Source organism: Variovorax endophyticus, assembly GCF_025376855.1.
GTDB lineage: Bacteria > Pseudomonadota > Gammaproteobacteria > Burkholderiales > Burkholderiaceae_C > Variovorax.
The window spans coordinates 122684-138619 of the sequence record NZ_JAHUTH010000018.1; the positions used below are offsets into that span (position 1 = coordinate 122684).

15 protein-coding genes are annotated in these 15936 nt (G+C 69.3%); 10 read left to right on the forward strand and 5 right to left on the reverse strand.

Going from position 1 to position 15936, the window contains the following annotated elements; all coding sequences use genetic code 11:
• Positions 1 to 59 precede the first annotated feature (59 nt).
• The 4 genes from KV106_RS23050 to KV106_RS23065 all read right to left on the reverse strand — a co-directional run bounded on the left by KV106_RS23050 (position 60) and on the right by KV106_RS23065 (position 4687).
• A complete protein-coding gene (locus KV106_RS23050) occupies positions 60 to 869 on the reverse strand; it encodes an ABC transporter ATP-binding protein (protein ID WP_261212591.1) in 810 nt (269 codons plus the stop codon).
• Positions 866 to 1789, reverse strand: a complete 924-nt coding sequence (gene ntrB, locus KV106_RS23055) for a nitrate ABC transporter permease (RefSeq protein ID WP_261212593.1) — start codon at positions 1787 to 1789, stop codon at positions 866 to 868. Before ntrB ends, KV106_RS23050 begins: the two co-directional genes overlap by 4 nt.
• Before the next feature lie 10 nt (positions 1790 to 1799).
• Positions 1800 to 3044, reverse strand: coding sequence for a CmpA/NrtA family ABC transporter substrate-binding protein (locus KV106_RS23060; RefSeq protein ID WP_261212594.1), 1245 nt, complete (start codon positions 3042 to 3044; stop codon positions 1800 to 1802).
• 350 nt (positions 3045 to 3394) lie between these two features.
• Positions 3395 to 4687 (reverse strand): nitrate regulatory protein, encoded by a 1293-nt coding sequence (locus KV106_RS23065; protein WP_261212597.1) that lies wholly within the window; start codon positions 4685 to 4687, stop codon positions 3395 to 3397.
• An 80-nt stretch (positions 4688 to 4767) separates the two neighbouring features.
• On the opposite strand from KV106_RS23065, the gene tsaD reads away from it, so the two are divergent.
• Positions 4768 to 5820 (forward strand): tRNA (adenosine(37)-N6)-threonylcarbamoyltransferase complex transferase subunit TsaD, encoded by a 1053-nt coding sequence (gene tsaD / locus KV106_RS23070; protein ID WP_057592154.1) that lies wholly within the window; start codon positions 4768 to 4770, stop codon positions 5818 to 5820.
• A 69-nt stretch (positions 5821 to 5889) separates the two neighbouring features.
• Here the strand turns inward: tsaD and KV106_RS23075 are convergent, their stop codons facing one another.
• Complete coding sequence (locus KV106_RS23075) at positions 5890 to 6264, reverse strand: Hsp20/alpha crystallin family protein (RefSeq protein WP_261212599.1); 375 nt, start codon at positions 6262 to 6264, stop codon at positions 5890 to 5892.
• Positions 6265 to 6386: 122 nt separating this feature from the next.
• On the opposite strand from KV106_RS23075, the gene KV106_RS23080 reads away from it, so the two are divergent.
• The 9 genes from KV106_RS23080 (at position 6387) to secG (ending at position 15893) form a co-directional block, all read left to right on the forward strand.
• The gene (locus KV106_RS23080) at positions 6387 to 7667 is read left to right on the forward strand and encodes a branched-chain amino acid ABC transporter substrate-binding protein (protein ID WP_261212601.1); all 1281 of its coding nucleotides are present in this window, start codon (positions 6387 to 6389) and stop codon (positions 7665 to 7667) included.
• The gene (locus tag KV106_RS23085; protein ID WP_409976552.1) at positions 7664 to 8875 is read left to right on the forward strand and encodes a pyridoxal phosphate-dependent aminotransferase; all 1212 of its coding nucleotides are present in this window, start codon (positions 7664 to 7666) and stop codon (positions 8873 to 8875) included. Before KV106_RS23080 ends, KV106_RS23085 begins: the two co-directional genes overlap by 4 nt.
• Entirely contained in the window at positions 8876 to 9673 is a 798-nt protein-coding gene (locus KV106_RS23090; RefSeq protein WP_261212606.1) for a helix-turn-helix transcriptional regulator, read from the forward strand.
• Between the two features lie 83 nt (positions 9674 to 9756).
• Complete coding sequence (locus tag KV106_RS23095; RefSeq protein ID WP_261212608.1) at positions 9757 to 10674, forward strand: DMT family transporter; 918 nt, start codon at positions 9757 to 9759, stop codon at positions 10672 to 10674.
• Positions 10675 to 10764: 90 nt separating this feature from the next.
• Positions 10765 to 11031 (forward strand): 30S ribosomal protein S15, encoded by a 267-nt coding sequence (gene rpsO, locus KV106_RS23100; RefSeq protein WP_007837783.1) that lies wholly within the window; start codon positions 10765 to 10767, stop codon positions 11029 to 11031.
• Positions 11032 to 11238: 207 nt separating this feature from the next.
• The gene (gene pnp / locus KV106_RS23105) at positions 11239 to 13581 is read left to right on the forward strand and encodes a polyribonucleotide nucleotidyltransferase (protein ID WP_261212611.1); all 2343 of its coding nucleotides are present in this window, start codon (positions 11239 to 11241) and stop codon (positions 13579 to 13581) included.
• Between the two features lie 96 nt (positions 13582 to 13677).
• Entirely contained in the window at positions 13678 to 14676 is a 999-nt protein-coding gene (locus KV106_RS23110; RefSeq protein ID WP_261212613.1) for an NAD(P)H-quinone oxidoreductase, read from the forward strand.
• A 13-nt stretch (positions 14677 to 14689) separates the two neighbouring features.
• On the forward strand, positions 14690 to 15451 hold the full coding sequence (tpiA, locus tag KV106_RS23115; protein ID WP_261212615.1) for a triose-phosphate isomerase: 762 nt from the start codon (positions 14690 to 14692) through the stop codon (positions 15449 to 15451).
• 37 nt (positions 15452 to 15488) lie between these two features.
• Positions 15489 to 15893 (forward strand): preprotein translocase subunit SecG, encoded by a 405-nt coding sequence (secG, locus tag KV106_RS23120; protein ID WP_261212617.1) that lies wholly within the window; start codon positions 15489 to 15491, stop codon positions 15891 to 15893.
• Positions 15894 to 15936: the final 43 nt, after the last annotated feature.

The window sequence follows — 15936 nt, forward strand, 5'->3', positions numbered from 1 at the left end:
TCGAGCGGGCGGGGCGCTGGTGTGCACCGACGTGCCGGGCGGCCCGGCTCGTACCCGGGTCAGGCCGCGGCCTTCTCCACGTGCCCCTGGCGCGTGTAGAGGAAGTCGATCACGGCCTTGCGCGCATGCACGTAGACGGGATCCTCCGCGAGCTCGACGCGGTTGCGCGGGCGCGGGATGTCGACCATGAGCACCTCGCCGATGGTGGCGGCCGGGCCGTTGGTCAGCATCACGATGCGGTCGCTCAGCAGCACGGCCTCGTCCACGTCGTGCGTGACCATCACGACCGTGCTGCGCGTCTTCTGCACGATGGCCAGCAGCTCGTCCTGCAGCTTGGCGCGCGTGAGGGCGTCGAGCGCGCCGAAGGGCTCGTCCATCAGCAGCACCTTGGGCTCCATCGACAGCGCGCGCGCGATGCCCACGCGCTGCTTCATGCCGCCCGAGATCTCGCCGGGGCGCTTCTGCGCCGCGGGCGTGAGGCCGACCAGCGCCAGCGCCGCGTCGGTGCGCGCGCGCAGCTGCGCCTTGTTCTCGGTGGCGGCGAACACGCGCTCGACCGCGAGATAGACGTTCTCGAAGCAGGTGAGCCAGGGCAGCAGCGAATGGTTCTGGAACACCACCGCGCGCTCGGGGCCCGGGCCCTTGATCTCCTTGTTGGCGCACAGCAGCGCGCCCGCGGTGGGCGTGGTGAGCCCGGCGATCAGGTTCAAGAGCGTGGACTTGCCGCAGCCCGAATGGCCGATCAGCGTGATGAACTCGCCTTTGGCCACGTTCAGGTTCACATCGCGCAGCGCGACGAAGCGGCCCTTGGGCGTCTTGAAGGCCTGCTCGACGCCGTGGATCTCGATGTACTTCGACTCGTCGATCATGATTTCACCTCTTCGAACGTGAAGGCCGTCGCGAGCTTGATCAGCGCGAACTCGAGCACCAGGCCGACGATGCCGATCACGAAGATCGCGATGATGATGTTGGCGACGTTGAGGTTGTTCCACTCGTCCCAGACCCAGAAGCCGATGCCCACGCCGCCGGTCAGCATCTCGGCCGCCACGATCACCAGCCAGGCGGTGCCCACGGCCAGCCGCACGCCGGTCAGCATGTAGGGCAGCACGGCCGGGAACAGGATCTTGGTGAGGATCTTCCATTCGCTGAGGTTCAGCACCTTGGCCACGTTCATGTAGTCGCTCGGAACGCGCTGCACGCCCACGGCCGTGTTGATGACCATCGGCCAGATCGAGCAGATGAAGATGGTCCAGATCGCGGCCGGGTTGGCGCCCTTGAACACCAGGAGGCCGATCGGCAGCCAGGCCAGCGGCGAGACGGGGCGCAGCAGGCTGATCAGCGGATTGAACATGCGCGAAAGGAACTCGAAGCGCCCGATCGCGAAGCCGGCCGGAATGCCGACCAGCGCCGCGAGGCCGAAGCCCAGCGCCACGCGCTGCAGCGAGGACAGCACGTTCCAGCCCACGCCCTGGTCGTTGGGGCCCTTGCTGTAGAAGGGATCGCTGAACACCGTGAGCGCCTGCTGCCAGACCGCCAGCGGCGAGGGAAAGCCGGTGGTGCTGCGCATGGCCACGATCTCCCACACCAGCAGCAGCAGGCCGAAGCCCGCGAGCGGCGGCAGCACGCGCATCCAGAAGGCGCGCAAATCGAGCGGCGTGCGCACCCGCGGCTCGGGCGCGGGCAGGGGGCGAACGGGTGCCGCGGTGGCGGCCGCCGGCTTGGCCGCGAGGGCCGGGGCCGACGGCGCGGCGACCGCCTCGAGCGGCGAATGGAAGACTGCGCTGACCATGGTGTTCTCCCTATGCATGGAGCTTGAAGGACTCGGCGTACTTCTTCGGGTCCTTGCCGTCCCAGACCGAACCGTCGAACAGCTTGCTGCTGCGCATCGGGTCCTTGGGCACCGGCGTCTGCGTGGCGGCCGCGGCCTGCTTGTAGATGTCGATGCGGTTGATCTCGGTCGCGACCTTGAGGTAGTCGGGATGCTCCTTGAGCAGGCCCCAGCGCTTGTGCTGCGTGAGGAACCACATGCCGTCGGACAGGTAGGGGAAGCTGACCGCGCCGCCGTTGTAGAACTTCATGTGGTTGGGGTCGTCCCAGCTCTTGCCCAGGCCGTTGACGTAGCGGCCCAGGATGCGCTGGTTGATCGCGTCCACGCTGGTGTTGACGTAGCTCTTGTCGGCGATGGTCTCGGCCATCTTGTTCTTGTTCTGCAGGCCGGCGTCGATCCACTTGCCGGCCTCGAGCACGGCGGCGGTCACGGCGCGCGCGGTGTTCGGGTACTTCTTCGCGAACTCGGCCGTGGTGCCGAGCACCTTCTCGGGATGGTCCTTCCAGATGTCCTGCGTGGTGATGGCCGTGATGCCGATGCCGTCCATGATCGCGCGCTGGCCCCAGGGCTCGCCGACGCAGTAGCCGTCCATGTTGCCCACGCGCATGTTGGCCACCATCTGCGGCGGCGGCACGGTGATGTTCTTGACGTCCTTGAACGGGTCGATGCCGGCCGAGGCGAGCCAGTAGTAGAGCCACATCGCGTGGGTGCCGGTGGGGAAGGTCTGGGCGAAGGTGTATTCGCGCTTCTCGCTGGCGATCAGCTTGGCGAGCGAGGCCGCGTCGACCGCGCCCTTGTCGGCCAGCTTCTTCGACAGCGTGATCGCCTGGCCGTTGTTGTTGAGGGTCATGAGCACGGCCATGTCCTTCTTCGGGCCGCTCAGGCCCAGGTGCATGCCGTAGACCAGGCCGTAGAGCACGTGCGCCATGTCGAGGTCGCCGTTGGCCAGCTTGTCGCGCACGCCGGCCCAGCTCGCCTCCTTGCTCGGCACGATCTTCACGCCGTACTTCTTGTCGATGCCCAGCACCGAGGCCATCACCACGCTGGCGCAGTCGGTCAGCGGGATGAAGCCGATCTTCACTTCCTCCTTCTCGGGCTTGTCGGAGCCCTGGGCCCAGACGGCGGCGCGCAGCGCGGGATCGATCCCGACGGCGCCGATGGCGGCGGCCTGCAGCACGCGGCGCCGGCTCAGTTTGGTTTGCAGCGGATCGGACATGGGGCGGACTCCTGCGAAGAGAAAGGCGGAAGACAAAAACGAAAAGGCGTCCTCACCACCGCGGGGGCTGCTCGCAAACGAGCCAGCCCCGCGGGATAAGGACGCCTTTGTCCGGGTCGGTGGACGGCCCCCGCCATTGGGGGCCCTCTGCCTGGAGGCCCGAAGGCCTCATGAAATGTCTTGAGCAAAGCGCGTGCCAGCCCTGCCGCGCGTGTTTTTGCTATGGCTTTGCTAGCTCGATGCGCCGTATGGGTGCGCCCGGGCCTTCGATTCGGTGGGAAAAGGCGGCCGGCGCGTCGGCAGGCACGGTTGTTGTGCACTGCACCAGAGCGAACCGATCGACGCGCAGGTCAACGCGGCAGGTAGTCGGCCATCGCGAGCACCGACTCGGCCACGTCGACCAGCCGACGGTTCTGGTTCATCGCGGTCTGGCGCAGCATCTTGTGCGCCTCTTCTTCGCTCATCCGGCGGTGTGCCATCAAAAGGCCCTTGGCGCGCTCGACCAGCTTGCGCTCGTTGAGCGAGGCGCGCACGGTCTCGAGCTCGTCGCCCATGGCCTGCAGCCGGCGCGACTGGGCCTGCACCATGTCGAGCACCGAGCGCTCGAGCGTGCGGCCATAGAGCGTGGCGGCCTCGGGCGCGGCCGGACGCGCGGCGGCGGGCGCAGGCGCCAGCACGTCGTCGAAGAAGCGCTCGCCGTCGTCGCGCGGCGCCAGGGTGTCGAGCAGGCGCTGGTAGTCCTCGAGTTCGCGCCGCGCCTGCGCGGTCTTGTGGCCGCACTGCAGGCGCAGGTCGTCGGCCAACTGGTCCTCGACGGTGCGCATGGCGTCGATGCGCGCGCTGCAGCAGTCGAACCAGGCCTGGCTCAGCCGCGGATCGGGCAGGCCGCCCGCGGGCGCCGCGCCCGGATGCACGGTGCCGATGCGGCGCATGCGCTCGAGCCCGGCCAGGGTGCTGTCGCTCTGGCTCTGGCGCCACAGCGCGAGCAGCGCGGGATTCGAGAACTCGGTGAAGACCTGGAAGCAGCGCTCCTGCGACTCGACCAGGTGCAGCCACTGGGCCCGCTGGGCGTCGTCGACGCGGCCCATGGCGAGGGCGGCGGCGCCGAGGGCGCGCTCCTGGCCCGCGAACTCCTTGCCCTGCATGAAGTTGAACAGCGCCACCAGCAGGCGCGAGATCTCGGGGTCGGTGGCGCCGTCGGCGGCCTCGAACACCACCGACAGCAGCCCCGCGACCAGCTTGGCGAAGGCCGCGGTGGCCTGCGCGGGCTGCAGTTCGAGCGCGCCGATGCGCCGGCGCAGGGCCGGCAGGCCGTCCAGGCCCGGCAGCACCCAGGCGATGCGGCTGAACAGACGCGTGTGGTTGCCGTCGCCCGCGCGGCCGTGCGCCTCGGCCTCGAGCCGGTCGAAGCCCAGCCGCACCGCCTGCTCGAGTGCCACGCACTCGGCGATCTGCGGATCGCGCTGGTCGCCGAAGCGCGCGCCGCGCGAGGCCAGGAACAGGTTCGACATGCCGCGCTCGCGCTGCAGCGCATGCACGAGCCGGCCCACGGCGCCGACCAGCTCGCTGGTGCGCGCGAGTTGCTCGAGCGCGTCGATCTCGCTGCGCCGCGCGGCGATCAGGAAGTGCAGTCCGGATTTCATGGGGTGCCCGAACCGCAGCAACATCCGTGCCGTACCCCCGCGCCAGCAGCCCCTATCGCCCGCCGCCTACACTCGCGGCCATGCTGCTTCTAGGAATCGAATCCTCCTGCGACGAGACCGGCGTGGCGCTGGTCGAGTCGCATGGCGACGCGCTGCCGGTGCTGCGCTCGCATGCGCTGCACAGCCAGATCGCGATGCACCAGGCCTATGGCGGCGTGGTGCCCGAACTCGCGAGCCGCGACCACATCCGCCGCGTGCTGCCGCTGACCGATGCCGTGATGGCCGAGGCCGGGCGCGCGCTGGCCGAGGTCGACGTGGTCGCCTACACCCGCGGCCCCGGCCTCGCGGGCGCGCTGCTCGTGGGCGCGGGCGTGGCCTGCGCGCTGGGCGCGGCGCTCGGCAAGCCCGTGCTGGGCGTGCACCATCTCGAAGGCCACCTGCTGTCGCCGTTCCTGAGCGCCGACCCGCCCGAGTTCCCCTTCGTGGCGCTGCTGGTCTCGGGCGGCCACACCCAGCTGATGCGCGTGGACGGCGTGGGCCGCTACGAGCTGCTGGGCGAAACCATCGACGACGCGGCCGGCGAGGCCTTCGACAAGAGCGCCAAGCTCATGGGCCTGCCGTACCCCGGCGGCCCCTGGCTCGCCAAGCTGGCCGAGGGTGGCGATCCGGCGGCCTTCAAGTTGCCGCGCCCGTTGCTGCACAGCGGCGATCTCGATTTCTCCTTTGCCGGCCTCAAGACGGCCGTGCTCACGCAGGCGAGGAAGCTCGGCGATTCGCTCGAGGCGCGCAAGCCCGACCTCGCGGCCTCCACGCAGGCGGCGATCGTCGAAGTGCTGCTGAAGAAGTCGCTGGCCGCGCTCGACCAGGCCGGCCTCAAGCGGCTGGTGGTGGCCGGCGGCGTGGGCGCGAACCGCATGCTGCGCGAGCAGTTGAATGCCGCCTGCGCGAAGCGCGGCGTGCGCGTGCACTACCCCGAGCTGCACCTGTGCACCGACAACGGCGCGATGATCGCGATGGCCGCGGCGATGCGGCTGCAGTCGGGGCTGTCGCAGCCCACCGAGCGCTACGCCTTCGACGTGAAGCCGCGCTGGCCGATGGCCTCGCTGTCGGCGGACCTGCCCGCCACAGCCTGAGAACGCCCATGAAAAAGCCCGCGCGGCTGGTCGCCGCGCGGGCTTTTTCGCAGGTCGGTTGCGCCTGGATCAGTTGATCTGCAGCTGCGAGACCTGGCTGACCGGCACCACCTTGGCGAGCTTCAGGGTCAGCACGCCGTTCTCGAGCCTGGCTTCGCTGGCCGCTGCGTCGATGTCCAGCGGCAGCTCATAGGCGGCCTTGAACTGGCGCTTGGCGTCGGCCTTGCTCTCGATGCGGACCACGGCGCCTTCGATGCCGATGCTCAGGTCCTCGCGGGCGAAGCCGGGCACGTCGAGCGACAGGGTCCAGCTCTTGTCGTCCTGCTCGACCAGCGGCGAGCGGCGCGCGGTGCCGGCGAAGGCATCGTTCACGAAGCGTTCGAAGGCGCGATCGTAGGCGCGGGGGGTGAAGCGGGTGGCGCGGAGAGCGGGTGCGAAAAACATGGAAGTACTCCTGAATGAACACAATGGGGACATGGAATGTGTGTCCCTTACACTGCGCGGCCGTTCAATCCTGAGTGCCGCTTGAAACCTCATCTAGGCCCAGCGGCGCGCGTTTCAAGTCAATGAATTCCAGCTTTTTCGAGCGCCGCCAGGCCTTGAAATTCGCGGCACTGTCGCTATGCGCGAGGCCCTTCGCGGCGCTCGCGCAGACCCCGCCCGCACCCATCCGCCTGGCGCTGATCGAGAGCATGAGCGGCCCGTTCGCCAACACCGGCGAGGCGGTGTTCCGCAACCTGCTGTGGGCCGTGGAGCGCGTGAATGCGCGCGGCGGCATCAGGCTGCCGGGTGGCGCGCGGCCGCTGCAGCTCGACCGCTACGACAGCAAGGGGCAGAACGAGGAAGCGCTGTCGGCGCTGCGCGCCGCGATCGACGATGGCGCGCGCATCGTGCTGCAGGGCAACTCCTCGGCCACCGCGGCGGCGCTGATCGATGCGATCGACAAGCACAACGAACGCGACCCGCAGCGGCGCATGCTGTTCCTCAACTACGCGGCGGTCGAGCCCTCGCTGACCAACGAGCGCTGCAGCTTCTGGCACTTCCGCTTCGACGCCCATGCCGACATGCGCGTGGCCGCGCTGATGGACGTGGTGAAGGACGACGCCGCGCTCAAGCGCATCTACCTGCTGGGGCAGGACTACAGCTTCGGCCAGGCGGTGCTGCGCGAATCGCGGCGCCAGCTCGGCGTGCTGCGGCCCGACGTGGAGATCGTCGGCGACGAGCTGCATCCGCTGGGCAAGGTGAAGGACTTCGCGCCCTACGCCAGCAAGATCATCGCGAGCGGCGCGCAGGCGGTGGTCACGGGCAACTGGGGCAACGACCTCACGCTGCTCGTGAAGGCCGCGCGCGAGGCCGGCTTCAACGGCACCTTCTACACCTTCTACGGCAATGCGCTGGGTGCGCCCGCGGCCATCGGCGATGCCGGCATCGGCCGCGTGATCGCGGTGGCCGACTGGCTGCCGAACGTGCAGACGCCGCAGTCGGAGGCCTTCTACCGCGCCTTCCGCACGCGCTTTCCGAAGCCCGCGGACGACTACGTCCACATGCGCATGCAGCTCTTGATCGAGTCGCTGGCGCAGGCGCTCGAGCGCGCGGGCAACACCGACACCGTGGCGGTGGCGCGCGCGCTCGAGCAGGCCGACGTCACGCTGTACGGCCAGCGCGGGCGCATGCGCGCGGCCGACCACCAGTTCCAGCAGCAGCTCGTGGTCGGCGTGATGGACAAGCAGGGCCGACCGGGCGTGCAGTTCGACGTCGAGGGCTCGGGCTACGGCTTTCGCGTGATCAAGACCATTGCTCCCGAGCGCGCGGAGCTGCCGACTTCGTGCAAGATGAAGCGCCCCTGAAGGCACGAAGCGAAGACACGACGACAACGAAAGAAAAACACAGCATGCGCCAAGCCATCCACAACCTCGAAGCCTCCAAGATCCGCGAAGTCGCCAATGCCGGCCTCGGCCGCAGCGACGTGCTCGCCTTCTGGTTCGGCGAGAGCGACGAGGTCACGCCCGAAGTCATCCGCCAGGCGGCGATCGATTCGCTGCAGCGCGGCGAGACCTTCTACGCCCACAACCTCGGCCTGCCCGAACTGCGCGCGGCGATCGCGCGCTACACCAGCAGCCTGCATCCCGCGGTCGATGCCTCGCGCATCGCCGTCACCTCGGGCGGCGTGAGCGCGCTGATGCTCGCGGTGCAGGCGCTGGTCGATGCCGGCGACGAGGTGGTCGCGGTGACGCCCGTGTGGCCCAACCTCACGGCGCAGCCCGCGATCCTCGGCGCGACGGTGCGCACGGTGCCGCTGGTGCCGGTGCGGGGCGAATGGACGCTGGACCTGCAGGCGCTGCGCGCGGCGGTCAGGTCGACCACCAGGCTGCTGATCGTCAACGCGCCGAACAACCCGACCGGCTGGACGATGACCCGCGAGGAACAGCAGGCCGTGCTCGACCATTGCCGCGAGACCGGCACCTGGATCCTCGCGGACGAGGTCTACGAGCGCCTGTACTTCGAGCCCACGGCCAATGGTTGCGCGCCGAGCTTCCTCGACATCGCGCGGCCCGACGACCGGCTGGTGGTCACGCACAGCTTCTCGAAGAGCTTCCTGATGACCGGCTGGCGCCTGGGCTGGCTGGTGCTGCCGCCCGCGCTGGTCGAGGGCATCGGCAAGCTGATCGAGTTCAACACCTCGTGCGCGAGCGTGTTCACGCAGCGCGCCGGGGTGGTGGCGATCGAGCACACGGCGGAGATCACGCCGCGCGTGGTGACGCACCTCAAGCATTGCCGCGACACGCTGGTGCCGCTGCTGGCAGCCGTGCCGGGCGTGCAGGTGGCGCCGGCCAGGGGCGGCATGTACGCCTTCTTCCGGCTCGAGGGTTTCGACGATTCCTTCGAGGTGGCCAAGCGGCTGGTGGTCGAGGCCGGGCTCGGGCTCGCGCCCGGCAATGCCTTCGCCCCCGAGGGGCAGGGCTGGCTGCGCTGGTGCTTCGCCTCGAAGGATCCGCAGCGGCTGGTGCAGGGCGTGGAGCGGCTGCGCGGCTGGCTCGCGAAGCAGCAGGGCTGAATGTCGCCGAGGCCCGCGCCCGTCGACTCCGTGCGCGTCCGCGGCTCGGCGCTGCCGGGCCTGCAGACGATCGCGGCCGAATCGGCGCGCAGCTTTCCGCGCCACATGCACGACGTCTACGGCATCGGCGTGATCGACCGCGGCGGCCAGCGCTCGGCCAGTGGCCGCGGCGCGGTCGAGGCGGTGCGCGGGGACGTCATCACGGTCAACCCGGGCGAGGTGCACGACGGCGTCGCGCTGCGCGGCGAGGCGCGCGCCTGGCGCATGCTGCACCTGGCGCCCGCGTTGCTGGCCGATGCCGCGCCCGGGCTCGAGCTGACGCGGCCGGTGCTCAACGATCCGGCGCTGCGGTGCGGGGTCGAGCGGCTGTTCGCGCGCGTGGCCGAGGGCGCCGATGCGTTGGCGCTGGAGCAGGGCGTGCTCGAATTGCTGCGCGATGCACCGGGCGCGCTGGCGCCGGAGCCCGCGCCTCGCATCGCCTCCGTGGCGCTGGAACGCGCGCGGGCACGCATCGCCGACGACTGCGTGACCGCGCCCACGCTCGCCGAGCTCGCGCACGAGGCCGGCCTGAGCCGCTGGCAGCTGCTGCGCGGCTTTGCGGCCGCCTTCGGGCTGCCGCCGCATGCCTGGCTGCAGCAGTGCCGGTTGTCGCGCGCGCGCCGGCTGATCGCGCAGGGGCGGGCGCTGGCCGATGCCGCGGCCGGCGCGGGCTTCGCCGACCAGAGCCACATGACGCGGGCCTTCGTGCGCTTCCTGGGCTTCACGCCCGGGGCCTATGCGGCCGCGCACGGCGCCTGAGCCGGTCCCCTGCAATTTCGTTCAAGACCGCCGCGCCTCCGGCGGGAGACGCTCGCGCTTTCTGCAAATGAAAGGCGACAGGTATGTCGGAACGCGGCAAGGGGATGTGGCTGTGCGCGCTCGCGATGGTCACGGTCGGCAGCACGGTGGTCGCGAGCAAGCTGATCGCGGGCGGCCTGCCGCCGTTCACGGCGACCGCGCTGCGCTTCGCGCTGGCGCTGCCGGTGTTCGTGGTGCTGATGCGGTGGATGCGCGTGCGCTGGCCGCGTCCGGACCGGCACGATGCCTGGCTGCTGCTGTGCCAGGCGGCCGCGGGCAGCGTGGGCTACACGGTGCTGCTGATCCTGGGCCTGCGCTGGGCGCCGGCGGCCGACGCGGGCGTGGTGGCCGGCACCCTGCCGGCCATCGCCGCGCTGGTGGCGGTGCTCGCGCTGCGCGAGCGGCCCGGGCGCTACCTGATCGGCGGGATCGTGCTCGCGAGCCTGGGCGTGCTGGCGATCACGCTGCGACCGGGCGGGGAGGGTGGCGCGCGCACGCCGGCCGCGCTGCTCGGCAACCTGCTGGTGCTGGGCGCGGTGGCGTTCGAATCGCTGTTCATCCTGCTCAACAAGCGGCTGCGCGTGCCGCTGCCGCCGCTCGCGCAGTCGAGCGCGATGACCGCGCTGGGGCTGCTGCTGTCGCTGCCGCCCGCGCTGCTCGAGCGTGCCTGGCTGCAGGCGGTGCCGGCCGAGGCGCTGGCCGGTGTGGCCTACTACGCGCTGGTGCCGACGGTGGCGGGCTTCCTGCTCTGGTACGCGGGCGCGGCCCGGCTCAGCGGCGCCGAGGCGGCGCTGTTCACGGCGCTGATGCCGGTGTCGGCGCTGGCCCTCGCGGCCTGGTGGCTGGGCGAACCGGTGGGCTGGTCGCAGGTGGCCGGCGCGGCCTGCGTGCTGGGGGCGGTGGCCCTGGTCTCGCTCGACGGGCGCCGCCGGGAAGGGGTGTCCGGGACGGCCGATGTATAATCCCAAGGCTTTGCATGCCGCAAGGCGCACGGTGAGCGCAGTTCCAGCACCCACCGCAAGTCAAACACCACCGGAACAAAGGAAAAACCAATGATCGCAGCCTCCATCAAGGCCGAAGTCGTCAAGGACAACGCCCGCGCAGCCAACGACACCGGCAGCCCCGAAGTGCAAGTCGCACTGCTGACCGCCCGCATCAACGAGCTCACCCCCCACTTCAAGACGCACGCCAAGGACCACCACGGCCGTCGCGGCCTGCTGCGCATGGTGAGCCGCCGTCGCAAGCTGCTCGATTACCTGAAGTCCAAGGACGCCGACCGTTACACCGCGCTGATCGCCAAGCTGGGCCTGCGCAAGTAAGCCGAATCGCATGAAAAAACGCCTGGGTTAGTCCGCTAGCTCAGGCGTTTTTTACTTCGCGAACCACTTTCGGGGTGCCCTACAGAGCGAAGCTGTGTCATTCCAGGGAAGTTCGAGCCGAGCTTCGCTGGAATGGCATCGTGTTCTGAGAAAGCCCTCCGAGATCCTGCGGATCTTCGATGATCTGCTACTAAAACAGGAGCAAACATGAGCCTCTTCAACAAAGTCACCAAGTCCTTCCAATGGGGCGACAAGACCGTCGTCATGGAAACGGGCGAAATCGCCCGTCAGGCCACGGGCGCCGTGCTGGTCGACATCGACGGCACCGTCGTGCTGGCCACCGTGGTCGCTTCCAAGAGCGCCAAGCCGGGCCAGGACTTCTTCCCGCTGACCGTCGACTACATCGAGAAGACCTATGCCGCCGGCAAGATCCCCGGCAGCTTCTTCAAGCGCGAAGCCAAGCCCAGCGAGCTCGAGACCCTGACCAGCCGCCTGATCGACCGCCCGATCCGTCCGCTGTTCCCCGAGGGCTTCCTCAACGAAGTGCACGTGGTGATCCACACCGTGTCGCTGAACCCCGAAGTCGACGCCGACATCGCCGCGATGATCGCCGTGAGCGCCGCCCTGTCGGTCTCGGGCATTCCGTTCGACGGCCCGATCGGCGCCGCGCGCGTGGGCTACATCAACGGCCAGTACGTGTTGAACCCGGGCCAGACCGCGCGCAAGGATTCGCAGATGGACCTCGTCGTGGCCGGCACCGAAGCCGCCGTGCTGATGGTCGAGTCCGAAGCCCAGCAACTGGCCGAGGAGATCATGCTCGGCGCCGTGGTCTTCGGCCACGAACAGGGCAAGGTGGCGATCAACGCCATCCACGAACTGGTGCGCGACGCCGGCAAGCCGCTGTGGGTCAAGGAAGGCACCTGGGCGCCCGAAGCCAAGGACGAGGCCTTCATCGCCAAGGTCAACGGCCTGGCCGAGGAGAAGCTGCGCGCCGTCTACCAGATCCGCAGCAAGCAGGCCCGCACCCAGGCCCTGCGCGAAGCCAATGCCAGCGTCTACGAGGCCCTGAAGGCCGAAGGCGCCGAATTCGACGCCGGCAAGGTCAGCGACCTGCTGTTCGCGATCGAAGCGCGCATCGTGCGCAGCCAGATCCTGCAAGGCGAGCCGCGCATCGACGGCCGCGACACCCGCACCGTGCGCCCGATCGAGATCCGCAACTCGGTGCTGCCGCGCACCCACGGCTCGGCGCTGTTCACGCGCGGCGAGACCCAGGCGCTGGTCGTGACCACGCTGGGCACCGAACGCGACGCGCAGCGCATCGACGCGCTGGCCGGCGAGTTCGAGGACCGCTTCCTGTTCCACTACAACATGCCTCCCTTCGCCACCGGTGAAGTGGGCCGCATGGGCTCGACCAAGCGCCGCGAAGTCGGCCACGGCCGCCTGGCCAAGCGCGCTCTCGTCGCCGTGCTGCCGAACAAGGAAGAGTTCCCCTACACCGTGCGCGTGGTGTCGGAGATCACCGAGTCGAACGGCTCCTCGTCGATGGCTTCGGTCTGCGGCGGCTGCCTCTCGATGATGGACGCCGGCGTGCCGATGAAGGCCCACGTGGCCGGCATCGCCATGGGCCTGATCAAGGAAGACAACCGCTTCGCGGTGCTGACCGACATCCTGGGCGACGAGGACCACCTCGGCGACATGGACTTCAAGGTGGCCGGCACGACCAACGGCATCACCGCGCTGCAGATGGACATCAAGATCCAGGGCATCACCAAGGAAATCATGCAGGTCGCGCTGGCGCAGGCCAAGGAAGCGCGCATGCACATCCTCGGCAAGATGCAGGAAGCGATGGGCGAGGCCAAGGCCGACGTGTCGCAGTTCGCACCGCGCCTGACCACGCTGAAGATCAACCCCGAGAAGATCCGCGACGTGATCGGCAAGGGCGGCGCGGTCATCCGCGGCCTGCAGGAAGAAACCGGCACGCAGATCAACATCGACGAAGACGGCACCATCACCATCGCGTCGACCGATCCGGCCAAGGCCGAAGAGGCCAAGAAGCGCATCGAGCAGATCACGGCCGAGGTCGAGATCGGCAAGATCTACGAAGGCCCGGTCACCAAGATCCTGGACTTCGGTGCGCTCATCAACCTGCTGCCCGGCAAGGACGGCCTGCTGCACATCAGCCAGATCGCGCACGAACGCGTCGAGAAGGTGACCGACTACCTGAGCGAAGGCCAGATCGTGAAGGTCAAGGTCCTCGAGACCGACGACAAGGGTCGCGTCAAGCTGTCGATGAAGGCACTGACCGAGCGTCCGGCCGGCATGGAATACAGCGAGCGTCCGCCGCGCGAAGACCGCGGTGACCGTGGCGGCGAGCGCCGTGACCGTGGCGACCGCGGCGACCGTGGTGGTGATCGCGGCGATCGCGGTGACCGCGGTGACCGCGGCGAGCGCGCTCCGCGCTTCAACAACGACCAGCAGCAGCCGCGCAACGAGCAGGCTCCGGCCGGCGAGTCGCAGCAGCCGCAGGCTCCGCGCGAGTCGCAGGAGTAAGAAGGCCATGGCGGCCGCGGCATGCGCCGCGCGCCGCCTTTGCCTTTCCGATTGCTGAATGCGCCCGTCGCACGGGCGGCTGGAGGCCAGGAGACCATGAAAGCCATTGAAATCGCTTCGTACGGCGCCCCCGAGGTGCTGCGCGTCACGGATCGTCCCGATCCGGTCGCCGGCGCGGGCGAGCTGCTGATCCGCGTGTCGGCCAGCGGTGTCAACCGCCCCGACGTGCTGCAGCGCATGGGCCACTACCCGGTGCCGCCCGGCGCCTCCGACCTGCCGGGCCTCGAGGTGGCCGGCGAGATCGTGTCGGGCGATGCCGCGGCATTGGCCGAGGCGGGCTTCGCGATCGGCGACCGTGTCTGCGCGCTGATCGCCGGCGGCGGCTATGCACAGCTGTGCGTGGCGCCGGTGGCGCAGTGCCTGCCGGTGCCCAAGGGCTGGAGCGACGTCGAGGCGGCTTCGCTGCCCGAGACCTTCTTCACCGTCTGGAGCAACGTGTTCGAGCGCGGCCGGCTGCAAAAGGGCGAAACCCTGCTGATCCAGGGTGGCTCGAGCGGCATCGGCGTCACGGCGATCCAGATCGCCAAGGCGCTGGGCGCGACCGTGATCGTCACGGCCGGCAGCGACGACAAGTGCGAAGCCTGCCTGAAACTCGGCGCCGATCACGCGATCAACTACCGCACGGCCGATTTCGTCGAAGTGGCGAAGTCGCTGACCGGCGGCAAGGGCGTGGACGTCATCCTCGACATGGTCGCGGGCGACTACGTGGCGCGCGAGGTCGAATGCCTGGCCGAGGACGGCCGGCTGGTGATCATCGCGGTGCAGGGTGGCGTCAAGAGCCAGATCAACGCGGGCCTGGTGCTGCGCAAGCGGCTCACGATCACGGGCTCGACGCTGCGTCCGCGGCCGGTGGCATTCAAGGGCGCGATCGCCAGGGCGCTGCGCGAGAAGGTGTGGCCGCTGCTCGAGAGCGGCGCGGTCAAGCCGGTGATCCACAGCACCTTCGCGGCGGCCGGCGAGCCCAGCGGCGCGGCGCAGGCGCATGCGTTGATGGAATCGAATCAGCACATCGGCAAGATCGTGCTGACCTGGTGACGAGACGAGCACGATGACGACCCACAAGAAACTGATCGCAGGGAACTGGAAGATGAATGGCAGCCTGGCTGCCAACGAGGCGCTGGTGACGGCGCTGCGGCAGGGGCTCGCGGCGAATGCGCCTGCGTGCGACATCGCGCTGTGCGCGCCCGCGCCGTATTTCGCGCAACTGCAGTCGCTGCTGGCGGGTTCGCCGATGGCGCTGGGCGCGCAGGACATTTCCGCGCAGGCGCAGGGCGCCTTCACGGGCGAGCAGTCGGCGGCGATGCTGAAGGACTTCGGTGTGCGCTATGCCATCGTCGGCCATTCGGAGCGCCGCCAGTACCACGGCGAGACCGACGATGCCGTGGCCGCGAAGACCGCGGCCGCGCTGGCCAACGGCATCACGCCGATCGTCTGCGTCGGCGAGACGCTGGCGCAGCGCGAAGCGGGCCAGACCGAGGAAGTGGTGAAGCGCCAGCTGGCGGCGGTCATCCACGTGAACGGCCACTGCATCAGCGAGATCGTGGTCGCCTACGAACCCGTGTGGGCCATCGGCACCGGCAAGACCGCCACGCCCGAACAGGCGCAGGCGGTGCACGCGGTGTTGCGTGCGCAACTGCATCACGCCGCGAGCGAGCACGCGGCCGGCATCAAGATCCTCTACGGCGGCAGCATGAATGCCGCCAACGCGGCCGAACTGTTGGCGCAAGCCGACATCGACGGCGGCCTGATCGGTGGCGCTTCCCTGAAGGCCCCCGACTTTTTGCAGATCATTTCCGCCGCCGTCCGCTGAAGCGGGCAGGGCAGGCATCAATTAGGAGTAAGAACGAATGAACGTGGTCCTCAACCTTCTGGTCGGCGTGCAGATGCTGTCGGCGCTGGTGATGATCGGGCTGATCCTGATCCAGCACGGCAAGGGCGCCGACATGGGCGCGGCCTTCGGCAGCGGCAGCGCCGGCAGCCTGTTCGGCGCCAGCGGCAGCGCGAACTTCCTCTCGCGCACCACGGCCGTGCTGGCCGCGGTGTTCTTCGCCTGCACGCTGCTGCTGGCCTACTTCAGTCACGCACGTCCCACGGGTGGCGGCAGCCTGCTGGAGCGTGCGGCCATCGGCGTGCCCGCCACGCCGGCTTCGGGTGCGGCAGGCCAGATTCCCTCGGGCCAGTCGGGCGCGGCGCCTGCTACGGCTCCCGCGAGTGCGCCCGCGGCTGGCGCGGGACAGATTCCCAGCAAGTAACTCTGATGTTTTCAGAGTGACCCGTAAGAAATGGCTTCATTTC